The 16823-nt window shown below is 70.6% G+C and carries 18 protein-coding genes; 13 read left to right on the top strand and 5 right to left on the bottom strand.

Annotation, left to right across the window (positions count from 1 at the left end; translation table 11 throughout):
• The first annotated feature begins 57 nt into the window (after positions 1 to 57).
• Positions 58 to 1464 (top strand): FAD-linked oxidase C-terminal domain-containing protein, encoded by a 1407-nt coding sequence (locus ACFY9E_RS11790; protein ID WP_390981773.1) that lies wholly within the window; start codon positions 58 to 60, stop codon positions 1462 to 1464.
• A gap of 11 nt (positions 1465 to 1475) precedes the next feature.
• Here the strand turns inward: ACFY9E_RS11790 and ACFY9E_RS11785 are convergent, their stop codons facing one another.
• A complete protein-coding gene (locus ACFY9E_RS11785; protein WP_390981770.1) occupies positions 1476 to 1886 on the bottom strand; it encodes an SsgA family sporulation/cell division regulator in 411 nt (136 codons plus the stop codon).
• A gap of 225 nt (positions 1887 to 2111) precedes the next feature.
• Here ACFY9E_RS11785 and ACFY9E_RS11780 point away from each other — a divergent pair, with 225 nt between their 5' ends.
• Both ACFY9E_RS11780 and ACFY9E_RS11775 read left to right on the top strand, forming a co-directional pair.
• Positions 2112 to 3845, top strand: a complete 1734-nt coding sequence (locus ACFY9E_RS11780) for an RDD family protein (RefSeq protein ID WP_390981767.1) — start codon at positions 2112 to 2114, stop codon at positions 3843 to 3845.
• A 60-nt stretch (positions 3846 to 3905) separates the two neighbouring features.
• Positions 3906 to 4625, top strand: a complete 720-nt coding sequence (locus tag ACFY9E_RS11775; protein ID WP_390981765.1) for an RDD family protein — start codon at positions 3906 to 3908, stop codon at positions 4623 to 4625.
• 45 nt (positions 4626 to 4670) lie between these two features.
• Here the strand turns inward: ACFY9E_RS11775 and ACFY9E_RS11770 are convergent, their stop codons facing one another.
• On the bottom strand, positions 4671 to 4949 hold the full coding sequence (locus tag ACFY9E_RS11770) for a hypothetical protein (RefSeq protein ID WP_390982084.1): 279 nt from the start codon (positions 4947 to 4949) through the stop codon (positions 4671 to 4673).
• A gap of 416 nt (positions 4950 to 5365) precedes the next feature.
• On the opposite strand from ACFY9E_RS11770, the gene ACFY9E_RS11765 reads away from it, so the two are divergent.
• Together ACFY9E_RS11765 and ACFY9E_RS11760 are read left to right on the top strand one after the other, a co-directional pair.
• A complete protein-coding gene (locus tag ACFY9E_RS11765) occupies positions 5366 to 7714 on the top strand; it encodes an immune inhibitor A domain-containing protein (RefSeq protein ID WP_390981762.1) in 2349 nt (782 codons plus the stop codon).
• A 121-nt stretch (positions 7715 to 7835) separates the two neighbouring features.
• The gene (locus tag ACFY9E_RS11760; protein WP_062927123.1) at positions 7836 to 8180 is read left to right on the top strand and encodes a hypothetical protein; all 345 of its coding nucleotides are present in this window, start codon (positions 7836 to 7838) and stop codon (positions 8178 to 8180) included.
• Between the two features lie 27 nt (positions 8181 to 8207).
• On the opposite strand, the gene ACFY9E_RS11755 is transcribed toward ACFY9E_RS11760, so the two are convergent.
• On the bottom strand, positions 8208 to 8798 hold the full coding sequence (locus ACFY9E_RS11755; protein ID WP_390981758.1) for an isochorismatase family protein: 591 nt from the start codon (positions 8796 to 8798) through the stop codon (positions 8208 to 8210).
• A gap of 115 nt (positions 8799 to 8913) precedes the next feature.
• Positions 8914 to 10311 (bottom strand): nicotinate phosphoribosyltransferase, encoded by a 1398-nt coding sequence (locus ACFY9E_RS11750; protein WP_390981757.1) that lies wholly within the window; start codon positions 10309 to 10311, stop codon positions 8914 to 8916.
• Positions 10312 to 10418: 107 nt separating this feature from the next.
• Between ACFY9E_RS11750 and clpS the strand changes: the two genes are divergently transcribed.
• From clpS to ACFY9E_RS11715, 7 genes are all read left to right on the top strand, one after another.
• Positions 10419 to 10736: an ATP-dependent Clp protease adapter ClpS gene (gene clpS / locus ACFY9E_RS11745; protein ID WP_384153606.1), complete on the top strand. Its 318-nt coding sequence runs from the start codon at positions 10419 to 10421 to the stop codon at positions 10734 to 10736.
• A gap of 32 nt (positions 10737 to 10768) precedes the next feature.
• Complete coding sequence (locus tag ACFY9E_RS11740; RefSeq protein WP_390981753.1) at positions 10769 to 11377, top strand: DUF2017 family protein; 609 nt, start codon at positions 10769 to 10771, stop codon at positions 11375 to 11377.
• Positions 11378 to 11743: 366 nt separating this feature from the next.
• Positions 11744 to 13168: an amino acid permease gene (locus tag ACFY9E_RS11735; RefSeq protein ID WP_390981750.1), complete on the top strand. Its 1425-nt coding sequence runs from the start codon at positions 11744 to 11746 to the stop codon at positions 13166 to 13168.
• Positions 13169 to 13300: 132 nt separating this feature from the next.
• Positions 13301 to 13723, top strand: a complete 423-nt coding sequence (locus ACFY9E_RS11730; protein WP_190899287.1) for a Mov34/MPN/PAD-1 family protein — start codon at positions 13301 to 13303, stop codon at positions 13721 to 13723.
• A gap of 98 nt (positions 13724 to 13821) precedes the next feature.
• A complete protein-coding gene (locus tag ACFY9E_RS11725) occupies positions 13822 to 13917 on the top strand; it encodes a putative leader peptide (RefSeq protein ID WP_311688247.1) in 96 nt (31 codons plus the stop codon).
• Between the two features lie 116 nt (positions 13918 to 14033).
• Positions 14034 to 14312: a MoaD/ThiS family protein gene (locus ACFY9E_RS11720; RefSeq protein WP_390981746.1), complete on the top strand. Its 279-nt coding sequence runs from the start codon at positions 14034 to 14036 to the stop codon at positions 14310 to 14312.
• A 6-nt stretch (positions 14313 to 14318) separates the two neighbouring features.
• A complete protein-coding gene (locus ACFY9E_RS11715) occupies positions 14319 to 15269 on the top strand; it encodes a cysteine synthase (RefSeq protein WP_390981744.1) in 951 nt (316 codons plus the stop codon).
• A 60-nt stretch (positions 15270 to 15329) separates the two neighbouring features.
• On the opposite strand, the gene ACFY9E_RS11710 is transcribed toward ACFY9E_RS11715, so the two are convergent.
• Complete coding sequence (locus ACFY9E_RS11710; RefSeq protein WP_390981741.1) at positions 15330 to 15779, bottom strand: type II toxin-antitoxin system PemK/MazF family toxin; 450 nt, start codon at positions 15777 to 15779, stop codon at positions 15330 to 15332.
• 212 nt (positions 15780 to 15991) lie between these two features.
• Between ACFY9E_RS11710 and ACFY9E_RS11705 the strand changes: the two genes are divergently transcribed.
• Positions 15992 to 16744, top strand: coding sequence for an MBL fold metallo-hydrolase (locus ACFY9E_RS11705; protein ID WP_390981738.1), 753 nt, complete (start codon positions 15992 to 15994; stop codon positions 16742 to 16744).
• Positions 16745 to 16823: the final 79 nt, after the last annotated feature.

Raw genomic sequence — 16823 nt, 5'->3', positions numbered from 1 at the left:
GGGCAGGTGAAGGGTGCCGCCGACGGGGTTCACACCGATGGCCCCGGGTGCGAACCTGTGATCATGAGCCGTATCGAAGCGCCCGGCGACGAAACGACCTCCCACCTGGCCGGCCTCCTGCTCGGCGGCCTTCCCGCCGAGGCGGTCCTCACCGACCCCGAGGTCACGGCCTCCTACGCCAACGACATGGCGAGCTTCTGCCCGGCCGGCACCCCGGCCGTCGTCGTACTGCCCCGCACGACCGAGCAGGTGCAGCACGTGATGCGCACCGCCACCGCCCTGCGCGTCCCGGTCGTCCCGCAGGGCGCCCGCACCGGCCTGTCCGGCGCCGCCAACGCCTCCGACGGCTGCATCGTGCTCTCCCTGACGAAGATGGACCGGATCCTGGAGATCAACCCGGTCGACCGCATCGCCGTCGTCGAACCCGGAGTGATCAACGCCGCCCTGTCCCGGGCCGTCGGCGAACACGGCCTGTACTACCCGCCGGATCCCTCCAGCTGGGAGATGTGCACCATCGGCGGCAACATCGGCACCGCCTCCGGCGGCCTGTGCTGCGTGAAGTACGGGGTGACCGCCGAGTACGTCCTCGGTCTCGACGTCGTCCTCGCCGACGGCCGCCTGATGTCCACCGGCCGCCGCACCGCCAAGGGCGTCGCCGGGTACGACCTGACCCGCCTGTTCGTCGGCTCCGAGGGCTCGCTCGGCATCGTCGTACGAGCCGTCCTCGGGCTGCGCCCCAAGCCGCCCGAGCAGCTGGTGCTGGCCGCCGAGTTCGCCTCCGCGGCAGCCGCTTGCGACGCCGTGTGCCGCATCATGGAGGGCGGCCACGTCCCGTCACTCCTCGAACTCATGGACCGTACGACGGTCAAGGCCGTCAACGCCATGGCGCACATGGGCCTCCCCGAGACCACCGAGGCCCTGCTCCTGGCCGCGTTCGACACCACCGCCCCGGCCGCCGACCTGGCCGCCGTCGGCGCGCTGTGCGAGGCGGCCGGCGCCACCCAGGTCGTCCCCGCCGACGACGTGGCCGAGTCCGAACTGCTCCTCCAGGCACGGCGGTTGTCGCTCACCGCACTGGAGGCGGTCAAGGGCGTGACGATGATCGACGACGTGTGTGTGCCGCGCTCCCGGCTCGCCGAAATGCTCGAAGGCGTCGACCGGATCGCCGGGAAGTACCAGCTCACCATCGGCGTCGTCGCCCACGCGGGCGACGGCAACACCCATCCGACGGTCTGCTTCGACCCCGCTGACCCGGACGAGTCCCGGCGCGCCCGCGAGTCCTTCGACGAGATCATGGCCCTCGGCCTGCAACTCGGCGGCACCATCACCGGCGAGCACGGCGTCGGCGTGCTGAAGAAGGAGTGGCTGGCGCGCGAGATCGGCCCCGTGGGCATGGAGATGCAGCGGGCCGTCAAGCAGGCCTTCGACCCGCTGAACATCCTGAACCCGGGAAAGCTCTTCTGAGGCCCGGGCCCTCACCGGGCGAGCAGCTGGGCCAGCTCGTCGTCGAGGCCGAGCTGCTCACCCTCCGTCCCCGGCGGGACCACCCGCAGCGTCCTTTCCAGCCAGGCCGACACCGCCGCCGCCGGGGCCTGAAGCAGGGCGTCCCCGTGGGGTGAGCTCAGCGCCATCAGCACGACGCTGCGCCCCTCGGTCTTCGTCGGCCACACCCGCACGTCCCCCTGCCCGCACGGCCGGAACACGCCCTCCACCAGCAGCTCCCGGGCGAACGTCCAGTACACGGGGTGCTCGGTGTCGATGTGGAAGGTGATGTGGACGGCGTAGGGGTCGTCGGTGAGGTACCCGAGCCGGGCCGGCACCGGGATCCTGCGCTCCGGCGACAGGACGAGTTTCAGCTCCAGTTCCCGCTCCACCACGGTGTGCATGGCAGTGTTCCCTTCTCCTGACGGCTGCCCGCGAGGGCCGGTCAGGGGGAGAGAGCGGACAGGGGCCGCGGCATTACGCGCCTTGCCGGAAGTTTTTTTTCGCAGGGGCGTAGCACATCGGTGCTCGAAAGGGGCGGGTCCCGTGGGAGCGGCGGTGGGGCTTGCGCTCGTCTGATAGATGTGGAGGCCCCCATTTGGCCCCCGAGCAGATACGGGACGACGGACATGAGCGCCCCAACCCCGGCCCCCGGTGACGACAGGCCCCGCGAAGGGTATTACCCGGACCCGTCCATTCCTGGATATGTCCGGTACTGGAACGGTGCCTCCTGGGTGCCGGGCACCAGCCGTCCGGCGCCCAAGGACGGCGAGTCGCTCGCGCCGCCGCCCGGGGCGGGGGCCGCGCAGCCCGCCTCGGTGGAGGAGACCGGTCCGCACTTCTTCGACGAGGACCCGGTCGCGGAACCGTCCGCCGCCGACGCCCAGCACGGCAGCCGTCCCGAGCCCGCGTCCGCCTGGGGTGCCGACCGCTCCCGCCAGTCCGGCTTCGGCGGCGGCCAGGACCGCCGGGTCTCGTGGGGCGCGCCGCAGGGTGCGCAGGGCGCGCCCCAGCAGGGCGCACCGAGCGGGGACCCGAGGGTGCCGCACGCCGACCGCCGGCCCGACGGGGAGTCCGCCCGCGCCGACGGCACCGCGGACGTCCCGCCCTCGGGCCAGCCGAACGCCGCGGCGGGGGACGGCACGTTCGTGTTCCGCCGCCCGACGGGCAACGCCGGGGGAGGGTCCTCGGCCGATGCCCCGGACGACGGCACGATGACGTTCCGCGCGGTGTCCTCGCGCACGGGTCCGGCCGGCGGCGGCTCGAAGGCTCCCGGGGCGCCGGGCGGTCCGGACCGCGGGGCGGGTCCCGTCGGCAACTCCGGCGGCTCCGGTTCCGGCTTCGGACCGGCGGGCTCGGGCGGTTCGGGAAGCGCCGCGGCGGCGTCCGGTTTCCCGGGGCAGGCCGGGGCGGCCGGCAGCGGCTTCGGGCCGGCCGGCGGCGCGGCGGCGTCCGCCTTCGGCGGTGAGCACGGGCCGGCGGGCTCCGTGGGGGGCCCGTCGGGGCCCGCCTTCGGCGCGCAGGCCGGGCCGGCCGGTTCCGGGAGCGGCGCGTCGGGGCCCGGCTTCGGCGCGGGCAAGGCGGCTGCCGCCCGGGCCGCCGCGCAGGCGCCGGGTGTGGGCGTGCCGGCTTCAGCGGCGGCTCCGACGGCATTGTCCGGGCCCCAGGCGTCCCCCACCGTCCCTCCGCAGTCCGGCGGGCCCGGCGGTGCCCAGCCCGGCGCCGCCGCCCCTCTCAGCGCGGGCCCCGGCGGCGGTCAGTCGTCCTGGGCGCAGCAGGTGCACCGGCTCGCCGGGGGCGGCGGTGGTGACGAGCAGCCCGTCGCGCCCTGGAAGCCGCCGGTCGAGGACGTGTTCCAGGCGGCCGCCCGGCGCCAGGCGGAAGCCCGCCCCGCCGGGCTCGGCAAGCGGCTGGCCGCCCGGCTGCTGGACACCGTCGTCCTCGCCGCCCTCACCGCCGTGGCCGCCGTACCGCTCGGTACCAAGGCGATCGACCACGTCAACGAGAAGATCGACGCGGCCAGGCTCTCCGGCGAGACCGTCACGGTCTGGCTGCTCGACGGCACGACCTCCGTCTGCCTCGGCATCATCCTGGCGGTGCTGCTGCTGGCCGGTGTCCTCTGCGAGGTGCTGCCCACCGCCAAGTGGGGGCGCACCCTCGGCAAGAAGCTGATGGGTCTCGAAGTCCGGGACATCGAGGGCCACGACTCCCCGGAGTTCGGCGCGGCCCTGCGCCGCTGGCTGGTCTACAGCGTGCCCGGGCTGCTCGTGGTCGGGATCGTCGGTGTCGCCTGGTGCCTCTTCGACCGGCCCTGGCGCCAGTGCTGGCACGACAAGGCCGCGCACACCTTCGTGGCCGGCTGAGCTCCCTCGGACGGCCGTCTGCCGGATGCGGAGGCCGGGTGTTCGCGGTCGACTCGGGCCATGAGCAGTGAACCGCCCCCCGGCTCCGGTCAGCAGCCCCCGGAAGACGACCCGTTCAGGAAGCGCCCCCCGAACGAGCCGCCCGGTGAGGGCACGGGCTCGCCCTACGGCAGCGAACCCCCTCCGTACGGGGGCGGCGGTCCGGGCGGTCAGGGCGGCCCGGGTGGCGGGTTCGGCGGCGGCCCGCCCGGCGGTGGTGTTCCTCCCGGCGGCGGTCCCTATGGCGGTGATCCGTACGGCGGTGGCTCCTATCCGACCGACCCCCTCGCCGGCATGCCCCCGCTCGCCGACAGCGGCAAGCGCACGCTCGCCCGCATCATCGACATGATCCTGGTGGGTGTCGTCGTCTGGCTGCTCACGTGGGGCTTCGGCGTCAACGAGTACGACGTGGACAGCGACCGCATCGAGGTCGGCAAGTCGTTCTGGCAGTCGGCGGTCGCCGCCGTCCTCTACATCGCCTACGACACCGTCATGACCGCCAGGACCGGTCAGACCCTCGGCAAGAAGCTGCTGCACCTGCGCGTGGCCAACCTGGACAACGGCGCGACGCCCTCCGCGCAGAACGCGCTGGTGCGCGCCGCGGTGCTGTGGATCCCGTTCGCCTTCTGCTGCGCCTGCGTCTGGACCGCGATCTCGGGTGGCTGGAGCTTCTTCGACCGGCCCTACAAGCAGGGCCTGCACGACAAGGCGGCCAAAACGGTCGTGGTCAGCACCAATTGAGGCAGGCGGGGACCAGAAGGCGGCACCGAAGGATCAAACGGGCGGTCAGGAGGCCGCCCGTTCGCGTACCGGCTCCTGGGCCGGCGCCGGGATGGAGGCCCGTACCGGTTCCCGGGGGGCGGGCTGGTCCACCGCGGCCGGGCGTTTGCCGGGCAGTGGCACCGTCAGGGCTACCAGCAGTCCGAGGGCGAGCGCCGCGACGGCGATGATCGCGATCCCCGCGCCCGAACTCGTCTGAGACAGCAGCAGCATGGCGAGGGTCGAGAAGATCACGGTGCAGGAACCGTAGGCGAGCTGTGCGGCAGTCGGACGGGGCATGGCCATCATGTCCTCGAAAGTGGGGGTCCACGGGGGTGTCGGCCTGGCTTTGCGCCGGCTTCCGGGCGTTCCGCCGAACGACATTCTCTCGGGCAGGGTGCCCGACCGGAACCGGCGGTAAGCGTGACCTAATCAACAAGGGCGGTGCACAGGGGGCGCACGGAGTCATGACGTCCACGTAGTGGACATATGCACGCGCCCGCACGGCCGGTGGAGGGGGCCACGGGACAACCGTTTGGTTGTCCGTAAAACGAACGTCGCCTCCGCATAGTGCACTTGACTTGTCCAAGTCAAGGTCTGTCTTTTCTTCTAAACCTCTAGTCAAATGTCGTCACTTGACTACACGCGTTGATCACGCGCGCGCGGATTTCCATGACCGGGACCCTGCCTGCCGCGCGCCGCAACGCGGGGGAGGATCTCAAGTGACCAGTAGACCCTGGACGTTCAGAGCGGCCGCCATCAGCGTGGCGCTCGCGGCGGCCACCGCCACCGCGTCGACGTACGCGGTGGCCGACGACGCCTCGGCTCCCCGGTCCACCACCGTGGACCGGCACGACCCGGCGGATCGTCACCATGACGAGCACGACCTCGAAGGCCCGCTGAGCAAGACCCAGGACGCTCAGCGCCAGGAGGCCCTGAAGCAGGTCATATCGGGCAAGAGCAAGGTCAAGAACCGTGACGGTTCGAAGGTCGTGCAGCTCAAGAGCAAGAAGGGTGACAGCAAGTACGTCGAGCTCGGCCGCGAGAAGACCGACAAGATCTTCACGATCCTGGTCGAGTTCGGGGACAAGGTCGACAGCCGCTACGGCGGCACGGCGGGCCCGTTGCACAACGCGATACCCAAGCCCGACCGCAAGAAGGACAACTCCACGGCGTGGAGGGCCGACTACGACCGGGACTACTTCCAGGACCTCTACTTCGGTTCCGGCAAGGGCGTCGACTCGGTCAAGACCTACTACGAGAAGCAGTCCTCGGGCCGCTACTCGGTCGACGGCGAGGTCTCCGACTGGGTCAAGGTCCCCTACAACGAGGCCCGTTACGGCAACAACGCCTGCGGTGACACGAACTGCCCGAGTGTGTGGAACGTCGTCAGCGACGGTCTGAACGCCTGGGTCTCCCAGCAGAAGGCAGCGGGGAGGACCGACGCGCAGATCAAGGCGGACGTCGCGCGCTTCGACGAGTGGGACCGTTACGACTTCGACGGCGACGGCGACTTCAACGAGCCCGACGGCTACATCGACCACTTCCAGATCGTGCACGCCGGTGAGGACGAGTCCGCGGGCGGCGGCGCCCAGGGCACCGACGCGATCTGGGCCCACCGCTGGTACGCCTTCGGCACCGACGCCGGCGCCTCCGGCCCCGAGAACAACAAGCTCGGCGGCGCGAAGATCGGCGACACCGGCATCTGGGTCGGCGACTACACCGTCCAGCCGGAGAACGGCGGACTCGGTGTCTACGCCCACGAGTACGGTCACGACCTCGGTCTGCCGGACCACTACGACACCTCGGGCGGCGAGAACTCCACCGGCTTCTGGACGCTGATGTCGTCCGGTTCCTGGCTCGGCACCGGCAAGAACGAGATCGGCGACCTGCCCGGCGACATGACCGCCTGGGACAAGATGCAGCTGGGCTGGCTGAACTACGACAAGGCCAAGGCCGGCGTCAACTCCTGGCACAAGCTGGGTGTCGCCGAGTACAACACCAAGCACAAGCAGGCCCTGGTCGTCGACCTCCCCAAGAAGGCGGTCACCACCGAGATAGTCACCCCCGCCGAGGGCAAGACCCAGTGGTGGAGCGGCAGCGGTGACAACCTCAAGAACACCCTGACGCGCTCGGTCGACCTGACCGGCAAGTCGAAGGCGCAGCTGACCCTCGACGGCTGGTACGACATCGAGGCCAACTACGACTACCTCTACACCGAGGTCTCGACCGACGGCGGCGCCAACTGGACCGCTCTCGACGGCACGGTGGACGGTCAGCCGATCCCGCGCGACGGCAGCGACAAGCCGGTCCTGACCGGCACGGTCGACGGTTACAAGAAGCTCGCCTTCCCGCTCGACGCCTACGCCGGCAAGAAGATCGACCTCCGCTTCCGCTACCAGACCGACGGCGGCGTGGCCCAGAAGGGCTTCGCGGCCGACGCGATCACGGTGACGGCCGACGGTGCGCCCGTCTTCACCGACAACGCCGAGAGCGCGGACGCGGCGTGGAAGGCCACCGGCTTCTCCCGCATCGGCGCGTCCTTCACCAAGGACTACGCGCAGTACTACATCGCCGAGAACCGGCAGTACGTGTCGTACGACAAGACGCTGAAGACCGGCCCGTACAACTTCGGCTTCACGGCGCGCCCGGACTGGGTGGAGCACTACGCGTACCAGAACGGCCTGCTGATCTGGAAGTGGGACACCTCCCAGGTGGACAACAACACCAGCCAGCACCAGGGCGCCGGTCTGGTCCTGCCGATCGACTCGCACCCGGACCAGCTGAAGTGGGCCGACGGCACGCTGATGCGCAACCGCATCCAGGCCTACGACTCGCCGTTCAGCCTCTACCGCACCGACGGCATGACGCTGCACAAGGCGGACGTGGCGAAGTACATCCCGGGCTCGAAGGGCGTCTCGGTCTTCAACGACCGGAAGAACGACTACTACGACGAGTCGAACCCGACCGCGGGTGTCAAGATCACTGACACCAACACGAAGATCAAGATCCTCAAGGAAGCCAAGGACGGCTCGACGATCGAGCTGGAGGTCGGCGCCGCGGGTAGGTAATCCGCATCCTTGCAGGTCAGAGCATGATCGGCGGTGACCCACTGGCGGGTCACCGCCGATCCGTGTTTAGGTGCGTCCTGTGGCTCTCTTATTGACACCGACCGACACGGGGGATGACCGCATGGCCGCAGGAGGCTTCTGCAAGCTGCCGAACGGAATGGTGGTGGTGGCACTGAACCTGCCCAGCCCCGCCGCCGACGGCCCCGGCGCCGTCCGCGTCCTCGTGCACTCCGTGAACCGCGCCCGGGCCCTGACCAGGCTCCGCAATCTCGGTCTGCGGTCGGTCTACCTGCGCGGCAACGCCGCCCCGCCGACCCCCGACGAGATCACCGCGGTCCTGCACCACCCCGACGGCCTCATATGGCGCACGGCCCCCGACAACGGTGTCGCGTCGAGCCCGGACCTCGTCCAGGAGCTGTGGCGCCCGATCAGAGCCCTCCTGCGGCGCCCGACGGCCCAGACCTGATCCGCGAGTGCCCGCCGGGCCGCGGGACTACTGCACGACCGGCTTGCCCGACAGCTCCACGCCCGCCTCGCGCAGCTCCTCCAGGGCCCGCTCGGTGCTCTCCGGGGCCACCCCGGCCGTCAGGTCCAGCAGGACCTGCGTGCGGAAGCCCTCCCGGGCGGCGTCCAGGGCCGTGGCGCGTACGCAGTGGTCGGTGGCGATGCCGACCACGTCGACCTCGGTGACCTCGCGGGAGCGCAGCCAGTCGGCCAGCGGAGTGCCGTTCTCGTCGGCGCCCTCGAAACCGCTGTACGCCGCCGAGTACGCCCCCTTGTCGAACACGGCGTCGATCGAGCCGGAGGCGACGGCCGGGGCGAAGTTCGGGTGGAAGCCGACGCCCTCGGTGCCGGCCACGCAGTGCGCGGGCCAGGAGCGGGCGTAGTCCGGGTTCGTGGAGAAGTGGCCGCCGGGGGCGATGTGGTGGTCGCGGGTGGCCACCACGTGCTGGTAGCCGGACCCGGCCGCCTGCCCGATCAGCTCCGTGACGGCGGCGGCCACGTCGGCACCGCCGGCCACCGCGAGGCTGCCCCCCTCGCAGAAGTCGTTCTGCACATCGACGACGATCAAGGCGCGGCGCATGGTCGGTGTCCTTCGGCTATGAGGTCGGCAAGCCCGGCCGGTGAACCACCGAGCCTATTGACAGAGGAGAGCGGACGGGAGGGGGCACGGGTCGGCGCGTCACGGCACACCGCAATTAGCTACCCGGGGTCTCGTGCAGGTACTCCGTGGGCAGGACGGGCTCCCCGCGCGAGAGCTGCGTGGCCGACATCGGCAGACCCGCGCGCGCCCTCGTGTGCCGCTCGCGCGCCGCGTCCAGCGGCTCGTGCGCCACGACCTCGCCGCCCTTGACCAGCTCCACCAGGAGCTGTCGGTCCGCGAGCTCGTCCGGTACCGGGCCGGTGCCGATCACCTCGGCCTCGGCGACCCCGTGGGCGTCCACCCGCCGCGCGGCCCACTTGCGTCCGCCGACGGACGTCTTGCCGCCGCTGGACTTCTTCGCCACCGGCACCAGCGGTGCCTTCGGGTCGGCGGACTCGGCCCGCGCGACCAGCTTGTAGACCATCGAGGAGGTGGGGTGTCCGGAGCCGGTCACCAGCTGCGTACCGACGCCGTACGCGTCCACCGGCGCCGCGGCCAGCGAGGCGATCGCGTACTCGTCCAGGTCCGAGGTCACCACGATCTTCGTGTCGGTCGCGCCCAGCTCGTCCAGCTGCTGGCGCACCCGGTGCGCGACCAGCAGCAGGTCGCCGGAGTCGATGCGCACGGCGCCCAGCTCGGTCCCGGCCACCTCGACGGCCGTGCGGACCGCCTCGGTGACGTCGTAGGTGTCCACCAGGAGCGTGGTGCCCCGGCCCAGCGTGTTGACCTGGGCCTGGAAGGCGTCCCGCTCGCTGTCGTGCAGCAGGGTGAAGGCGTGCGCGGAGGTGCCGACGGTGGGGATGCCGTAGCGGAAGCCGGCCGCCAGGTCGGAGGTGGTCGCGAAACCGCCGACGTAGGCGGCCCGGGAGGCCGCCACCGCCGCGAGCTCGTGCGTGCGCCGGGCGCCCATCTCGATCAGGGGCCGGTCACCGGCGGCCGCCGCCATGCGTGAGGCGGCCGCGGCGATCGCCGAGTCGTGGTTGAGGATCGACAGGATCACGGTCTCCAGCAGCACGCACTCGGCGAAGGTGCCCTCGACCCGCATGACCGGCGAGCCCGGGAAGTACACCTCACCCTCGGGGTAGCCCCAGATGTCCCCGCTGAACCGGTAGCCGGCGAGCCAGTCCAGGGTCTCCTCGTCGACGATCTCCCGCTCGCGCAGGAACGTGAGCACGGCCGGGTCGAAGCGGAAGTTCTCCACCGCGTCCAGCACCCGTCCGGTGCCGCCCACGACGCCGTAGCGCCGCCCCTCCGGCAGCCGCCGGGTGAAGACCTCGAACACGCTCCGCCGCTCGGCCGTGCCCGACGCGAGGGCGGCCCGCAGCATCGTCAGCTCGTACTGGTCCGTGAAGAGAGCCGTCGAGGGAACGCCCACCCGGCGCCCGCCACCGCCCTGCTGAGGAAGCGCTTCGCGCCCTTCTTCTTCCGGCAGCCCAAGGTCCGCTGTGTTCATGAGCGGGATCGTACCCCCATTTCGTCAATCTGACGATTGCAGTCCCGGAGGACGCGATCGCCTTACGGCCAGGCCCGTTTGTGCGACTACCCCCCTCGGGTGGCAGCATGGGCAGTGTGACGTCACCCGCGCCCCTGGAGATCGAACGCACCGAGTCGGCGGAGGAGGTCTTCGCCGTACCCGAGCCGGACGTCCCGTGGGTCACCATCGTCCACAACGACCCGGTCAACCTCATGAGCTACGTGACGTACGTCTTCCAGTCGTACTTCGGCTACTCCAAGGAGAAGGCCACCAAGCTCATGCTCGACGTCCACCACAAGGGCCGGGCGGTCGTCTCCAGCGGCAGCCGCGAGGAGATGGAACGCGACGTGCAGGCCATGCACGGCTACGGCCTGTGGGCCACCCTCCAGCAGGACCGCAAGTAGCCAGCTCTCCGCCCAGCAGCGAAAAGGCGTTCATGCCCGGAACCTTCGAACCGCTCCCCGGCGGCGGCGCGGCCGTCGCCCTCGACGACGTCGAGATCTCCATCATCCGGTCGCTGGCCGTCCAGCTCCTGGAGCTCATCGGCCCCGGCCCCGCCGAGGACGCCTCCGGCGACCCGCTCGCCGAGCTGTTCGCCGAGGGCCCGAGCGAGCCGCCCGCCGACCCGGTGCTGAGGCGGCTCTTCCCGGACGCCTACAGCGACCCCGAGCAGCCCGCCTCGCCGCGGGACGCCGAGGAGCAGCGGGCGCACTCCGCGGAGTTCCGCCGCTACACCGAGAACGACCTGCGGGCCGGCAAGCGGGACAACGCCCTGGTCGTGGTCCGCTCCCTCGACGCGCTCTCCTCGGCGTCGGCCGGCGAGGGCGGTGCGGTGCTGAAGCTGTCCCCGGCGGAGTCGCAGCAGTGGCTGGGCGCCCTGAACGACCTGCGGCTCGCGATCGGCTCGCGGCTGGAGATCACCGACGACGAGGACACCGACCTCCTCTACCGCCTCCCGGACGACGACCCGCGCAAGCCGATGGTGATGGCCTACCTGTGGCTGGGCGGCCTCCAGGAGACGCTGGTCGGAACCCTTATGGCCTGATCGGTGCAGGTTTTGTGACCGCCGGGTGACCGATCGGTGTTCGCTCAGAGGACACTCAAATCCGGATAACGATCCCGTCACCGCACCCGCCTCCTATGGCCTCTTCGAAAGCGCTTTGTCCGCTTTTCCCTGTGCGGTGCGCCACATTCCATGCCTGTGATCAGTGTTGCGGCCGTGATAAATCTTCACGACCGCCCGGTCAGAACACCACCCGAATGTTCGGCCGGGTGCGCCACCGAGCCGGCAACCGCCGGCCAGGCACGAGCGGGCTTCCGGGCCCGCTCAGCTCCATCATTCCGGGGGGATCGAAACCCGATCCGAGGCCGACGAGAGGCCCGGGTCGGCATGGAGAAAGGCGCACCACACATGACCTCTGCGCAGGTCGACACGGAAAACGTGCCCGAAGAGGGGTACGAGCGCGGCCTCGGTAGCCGCCAGGTCCAGATGATCGCGATCGGCGGCGCCATCGGCGTCGGCCTGTTCATGGGCGCCGGAGCGAACATCGCGAAGGCCGGCCCCAGCATCATCCTCATGTATGCCCTCGCCGGCGTCGTGATCTTCTTCATCATGCGGGCCCTGGGCGAGCTGCTCCTCTACCGGCCCGTCTCCGGCTCCTTCGCCGAGTACGCCCGCGAGTTCCTCGGCCCGTTCTTCGGGTTCGTCACGGGCTGGACGTACTGGCTCATGTGGGTGGTGACCGGCATGGCCGAGCTCACCGCCGCCGCGATCTACATCCACTTCTGGTTCCCGGAGATCCCGCAGTGGGTCAGCGCCCTGGTCTTCCTGGTGGTGCTCTTCGGCGTCAACCTGATCTCCGTCAAGATCTTCGGCGAGGTCGAGTTCTGGTTCTCGATGATCAAGGTCACGGCCATCATCGGCATGATCGTCATCGGTCTCGGCGTGCTCACCCTCGGTTTCTCCGACGCCGGTGACACCGCCGCCGTCTCCAACCTCTGGTCGCACGGCGGCTTCTTCCCGAACGGCATCGGCTCCAGCCTGATGACGCTCCAGGGCGTCATGTTCGCCTACCTCGCCGTCGAGCTCGTCGGCGTCACCGCGGGCGAGTCCGAGAACCCCGAGAAGACCCTGCCCAAGGCCATCAACACCCTGCCCTGGCGCATCATCGTCTTCTACGTCGGCGCCCTGCTGGTGATCCTCTCCGTCGTCAAGTGGACCGAGTTCTCCGCCGGCGAGAGCCCCTTCGTGCACGCCTTCGGCAAGATCGGCATCCCGCTCGCCGCGGGCATCGTCAACTTCGTCGTGCTCACCGCGGCCCTGTCGTCCTGCAACTCGGGCATGTACTCCACCGGCCGCATGCTGCGCGACTTGGCCGCCAACAGCGAGGCGCCGCAGGCGTTCGGCAAGCTCAACGCCCGCAAGACGCCGGCCGTCGGCATCACGGTCTCCGTCGCGCTCATGGGCATCGGCGTCGTCCTGAACTACGTCGTCCCGGAGAAGGCGTTCCTCTACGTCACCTCCGTCGCCACCGCGGCAGGCATCTGGACCTGGATGATGATCCTCGTCAGCCACATCCGCTACCGGGCCGCGGTCGACGCGGGCCGGCTGCGCGCCTCGTCCTTCCCCGCTCCCGGCGGGGCGCTCTTCAGCTGGGTCGCGCTTCTCTTCCTCATCGGCGTGACCTGCATGATCGCGTACGACAAGGACGCGCGGGTCTGCCTGTACGTCGCGGCCGGCTGGGCCGTGGCCCTGGGTGTCGGCTGGGCGGTCCTCAAGAGCCGCAACCCGCAGATCACCGAGCGCCGCGACGCGGAGTTCGAGAAGGTCGGCTGACCACCCCACAGGACGCCCAGCCGCAGGGAGTACTCGTGGCACCCCCTGCGGCTGCCGCTCAGGGCGTCCGGCATACGGGCCGTTCCGTACCAGTCCTCGGTACGGAACGGCCCTTCTGCTTATCCTTGCCGCATGCTGACCATCACCCAGGCTCTCGTCGACCAGATCGTCGCCCACGCGCGCAAGGACCACCCCGACGAGGCGTGCGGCGTCGTCGCAGGACCGGCGGGCTCGGACCGCCCCGAACGCTTCATCCCCATGCTCAACGCGGCCATGTCGCCCACGTTCTACGAGTTCGACTCCGGCGACCTGCTCAAGCTCTACCGCGAGATGGACGACCGCGACGAGGAGCCGGTGGTCATATACCACTCCCACACCGCGACCGAGGCCTACCCCTCGCGCACCGACATCTCCTACGCCAACGAGCCCGGCGCGCACTACGTCCTCGTCTCCACCGCCGACACCGACGGGGCCGGCGAGTTCCAGTTCCGCTCCTTCCGGATCGTCGAGGGCGAGGTCACGGAGGAGGAGGTCCGGGTCGTCGAGGCCTACTGAGCCCGTCTGAACAGCGCGGTCTCACTCTCCGGCCCGAAAACGTCCGCCATGTGGGATCACATTCCAGGACCCGGACCGGGAATCGATACGATGAGCCCATGGTTTTCCACGACGTGAGCGAGAAGACGCCGGGCGATCTGCTCGTGGCGCGGCTGCACGTCGACCTGTGCAGGCTCGCCAGCGCCATCTGTTGACGCCGGACCCTGCCGCCGTACGGCCGTCAGCCGCGGCGCCGCACACACGCACCACCCCGCTGTTCCTGCGCTGCCGCGCGCCCCGACCGACTACTCCCGACAGGAGCCCTGAAGCCATGGCCATCGAGGTCCGCATCCCGACCATCCTCCGCACGTACACCGACGGTCAGAAGGCGGTGGAGGGCAGCGGTGACACCCTCGCCGACCTGTTCACCGACCTCGAGACCCGGCACGCCGGCATCCAGGCCCGCATCGTGGACGACGGCCAGCTGCGCCGCTTCGTCAACGTGTACCTGAACGACGAGGACGTCCGCTTCCTCGACGGCATCAACACCAAGCTGTCGGACGGCGACAACGTCACGATCCTGCCGGCCGTGGCCGGCGGCATGGTCTGATCACCGATGCGCTACGACTCCCCCCTGGCCGCGGTCGGCAACACCCCCCTGGTGCGCCTGCCGCGGCTGTCGCCGTCCGCCGACGTCCGCATCTGGGCGAAGCTGGAGGACCGCAACCCGACGGGGTCGGTCAAGGACCGTCCGGCCCTGCACATGATCGAGCAGGCGGAGAAGGACGGCCGCCTGACCCCGGGCTGCACCATCCTCGAGCCGACGTCGGGCAACACCGGCATCTCCCTGGCCATGGCGGCGAAGCTCAAGGGCTACCGCATCGTCTGCGTGATGCCGGAGAACACCTCGCAGGAACGCCGGGACCTGCTGGGCATGTGGGGCGCGGAGATCATCTCCTCTCCGGCGGCGGGCGGCTCCAACACCGCCGTGCGCGTCGCCAAGGAACTCTCGGCCGAGCACCCGGACTGGGTGATGCTCTACCAGTACGGCAACCCGGACAACGCGGGCGCCCACTACGCCACGACCGGCCCCGAGATCCTCGCGGACCTGCCGTCGATCACGCACTTCGTGGCCGGTCTCGGCACCACCGGCACCCTCATGGGCGTGGGCCGCTTCCTGCGCGAGCACAAGCCGGACGTCCAGATCGTCGCGGCCGAACCGCGCTACGACGACCTGGTCTACGGCCTGCGCAACCTGGACGAGGGCTTCGTGCCCGAGCTGTACGACGCCTCCGTCCTCACCACCCGCTTCTCGGTCGGCTCGGCGGACGCGGTCACCCGCACCCGCGAGCTGCTCCAGCAGGAGGGCATCTTCGCCGGCGTCTCCACGGGCGCCGCGCTGCACGCCGCGATCGGCGTCGGCAAGAAGGCCGTCAAGGCCGGGGAGCCGGCCGACATCGTCTTCGTCGTCGCCGACGGCGGCTGGAAGTACCTCTCGACGGGCGTCTACACGGCGGCCACCACGGAAGAGGCCATCGACACGCTCCAGGGCCAGCTCTGGGCGTAGCCGAGGGAACGAACCGACACGCAGGGGCCGGAGTCCACGACTCCGGCCCCTGCGCGCTGCTCAGCCCGCCAGGTACCGCACCCGGTCCCACAACGCCGGATCCACCACGCCGACCCGCCGCCGGAAACCCCACACCGGGACCTCCCGCAGCTCGTCCGTCTCCAGGAAACTCGCGCGGCCCTGGGCGTCGCCGACCGAACCCGGGGGCAGCGGGATCACCCCGGCGCGTTCGTCACGGAACCGGGTGGTGATCTTCGCGACCGTCGCCCGCTCCCCGCGCACCGCCAGCACCAGGCAGGGCCGGTCCTTTGTGCGGGCTTCGTCCTCGTAGGGCACCTCCGCCCACCAGATCTCCGCCGGCTGCGGCCGGCCCTCCGGCGCGAGGACCGGCGCCGCCGTCCGGCCCCGCAGCGCCGACGGCCGCCGACCCCGGCCCCAGCCGTCGACGAGCGTGGCGACGAGCGCGAGCAGCACCACCGCGGCGAGCGCCAGCCACCAGGACGTGTCCATACTGAGACGTTACCGGCGCCGCCCGCGCCACGCGCCCCCCTCACGAGGATCACGCCCGGCCCTGCCAGCCGAACCGGTGACAGCACAGGTGAGTTCGCCCACAACAGGCCTTTGTGGAGGAGCTACCGGAGGTTATGCGCCTTACGCTCGACGGACCGCACGACCCCCCGACGCCCCTCTCAGACATTCCCGCCAGCGGAGGTTTCTGCTTCATGAAGCTCACCGTCGTCGGCTGCTCGGGGTCGTTCCCGTCCGCGGAATCGGCCTGCTCGAGCTACCTCGTCGAGGCCGACGGCTTCCGGCTGCTTCTCGACATGGGCAACGGTGCCCTGGGCGAGCTGCAGCGCCACTGCGGTCTCTACGACCTCGACGCGATCTTCCTCAGCCACCTGCACGCCGACCACTGCATCGACATGTGCGCCTACTTCGTCGCGCGCTACTACCGCCACGACGGCGGCCGCTGCGATCCACTCCCCGTCTTCGGCCCCGAAGGCACGGAACACCGGCTGACCACCGCCTACGCGGACACCCCCTCCGCCTCCTCCATGAGCGAGGTCTTCGACTTCCACACGGTCAAGCCGTCCACCTTCGAACTCGGCCCGTTCACGGTGCACACCGAGCGGGTGGCCCACCCCGTGGAGGCGTACGGCATCCGCATCGAGCACCGCGGCCGGACGCTGGCGTACTCCGGAGACACCGGCGTGAGCCCCGCACTGGACGAACTCGCCCGGGACGCCGACCTGTTCCTGTGCGAGGCGGCGTTCACGCACGGCAAGGAGAACATCCCCGACCTGCACCTCAACGGCCGCGAGGCGGGTGAGACGGCGGCCCGGGCCGGTGCCCGCCGCCTGGTCCTCACCCACATCCCGCCGTGGACGGACCCCCAGGTCAACCTCGCCGACGCCCGCGAGGTCTACGACGGCCGGGTGGACCTGGCCGCGCCGCGGCAGACGTACGAGATCTAGCGTCCCCCGCGCTCGGGCCCCGGCACACGCGCGAAGGCCCCGGAACCACAGCGGTTCCGGGGCCTTCGGTGTGTGCGGG

The sequence above is a fragment of the Streptomyces sp. NPDC012466 genome (assembly GCF_042955215.1).
Classification (GTDB): domain Bacteria; phylum Actinomycetota; class Actinomycetes; order Streptomycetales; family Streptomycetaceae; genus Streptomyces.
The sequence above is the reverse complement of the archived record's forward strand: the minus strand, read 5'-3'. Positions and strand labels throughout refer to the sequence as shown.

Coding starts and splice junctions, on each gene's coding strand:
- ACFY9E_RS11785 (WP_390981770.1), bottom strand. CDS start 1,886: ATGCACACCGTGGTGGAGCGGGAACTGGAGCTGAAACTCGTCCTGTCG.
- ACFY9E_RS11780 (WP_390981767.1), top strand. CDS start 2,112: ATGAGCGCCCCAACCCCGGCCCCCGGTGACGACAGGCCCCGCGAAGGG.
- ACFY9E_RS11775 (WP_390981765.1), top strand. CDS start 3,906: ATGAGCAGTGAACCGCCCCCCGGCTCCGGTCAGCAGCCCCCGGAAGAC.
- ACFY9E_RS11770 (WP_390982084.1), bottom strand. CDS start 4,949: ATGGCCATGCCCCGTCCGACTGCCGCACAGCTCGCCTACGGTTCCTGC.
- ACFY9E_RS11760 (WP_062927123.1), top strand. CDS start 7,836: ATGGCCGCAGGAGGCTTCTGCAAGCTGCCGAACGGAATGGTGGTGGTG.
- ACFY9E_RS11755 (WP_390981758.1), bottom strand. CDS start 8,798: ATGCGCCGCGCCTTGATCGTCGTCGATGTGCAGAACGACTTCTGCGAG.
- ACFY9E_RS11750 (WP_390981757.1), bottom strand. CDS start 10,311: ATGAACACAGCGGACCTTGGGCTGCCGGAAGAAGAAGGGCGCGAAGCG.
- clpS (WP_384153606.1), top strand. CDS start 10,419: ATGGGCAGTGTGACGTCACCCGCGCCCCTGGAGATCGAACGCACCGAG.
- ACFY9E_RS11740 (WP_390981753.1), top strand. CDS start 10,769: ATGCCCGGAACCTTCGAACCGCTCCCCGGCGGCGGCGCGGCCGTCGCC.
- ACFY9E_RS11735 (WP_390981750.1), top strand. CDS start 11,744: ATGACCTCTGCGCAGGTCGACACGGAAAACGTGCCCGAAGAGGGGTAC.
- ACFY9E_RS11730 (WP_190899287.1), top strand. CDS start 13,301: ATGCTGACCATCACCCAGGCTCTCGTCGACCAGATCGTCGCCCACGCG.
- ACFY9E_RS11725 (WP_311688247.1), top strand. CDS start 13,822: ATGGTTTTCCACGACGTGAGCGAGAAGACGCCGGGCGATCTGCTCGTG.
- ACFY9E_RS11720 (WP_390981746.1), top strand. CDS start 14,034: ATGGCCATCGAGGTCCGCATCCCGACCATCCTCCGCACGTACACCGAC.
- ACFY9E_RS11715 (WP_390981744.1), top strand. CDS start 14,319: ATGCGCTACGACTCCCCCCTGGCCGCGGTCGGCAACACCCCCCTGGTG.
- ACFY9E_RS11710 (WP_390981741.1), bottom strand. CDS start 15,779: ATGGACACGTCCTGGTGGCTGGCGCTCGCCGCGGTGGTGCTGCTCGCG.
- ACFY9E_RS11705 (WP_390981738.1), top strand. CDS start 15,992: ATGAAGCTCACCGTCGTCGGCTGCTCGGGGTCGTTCCCGTCCGCGGAA.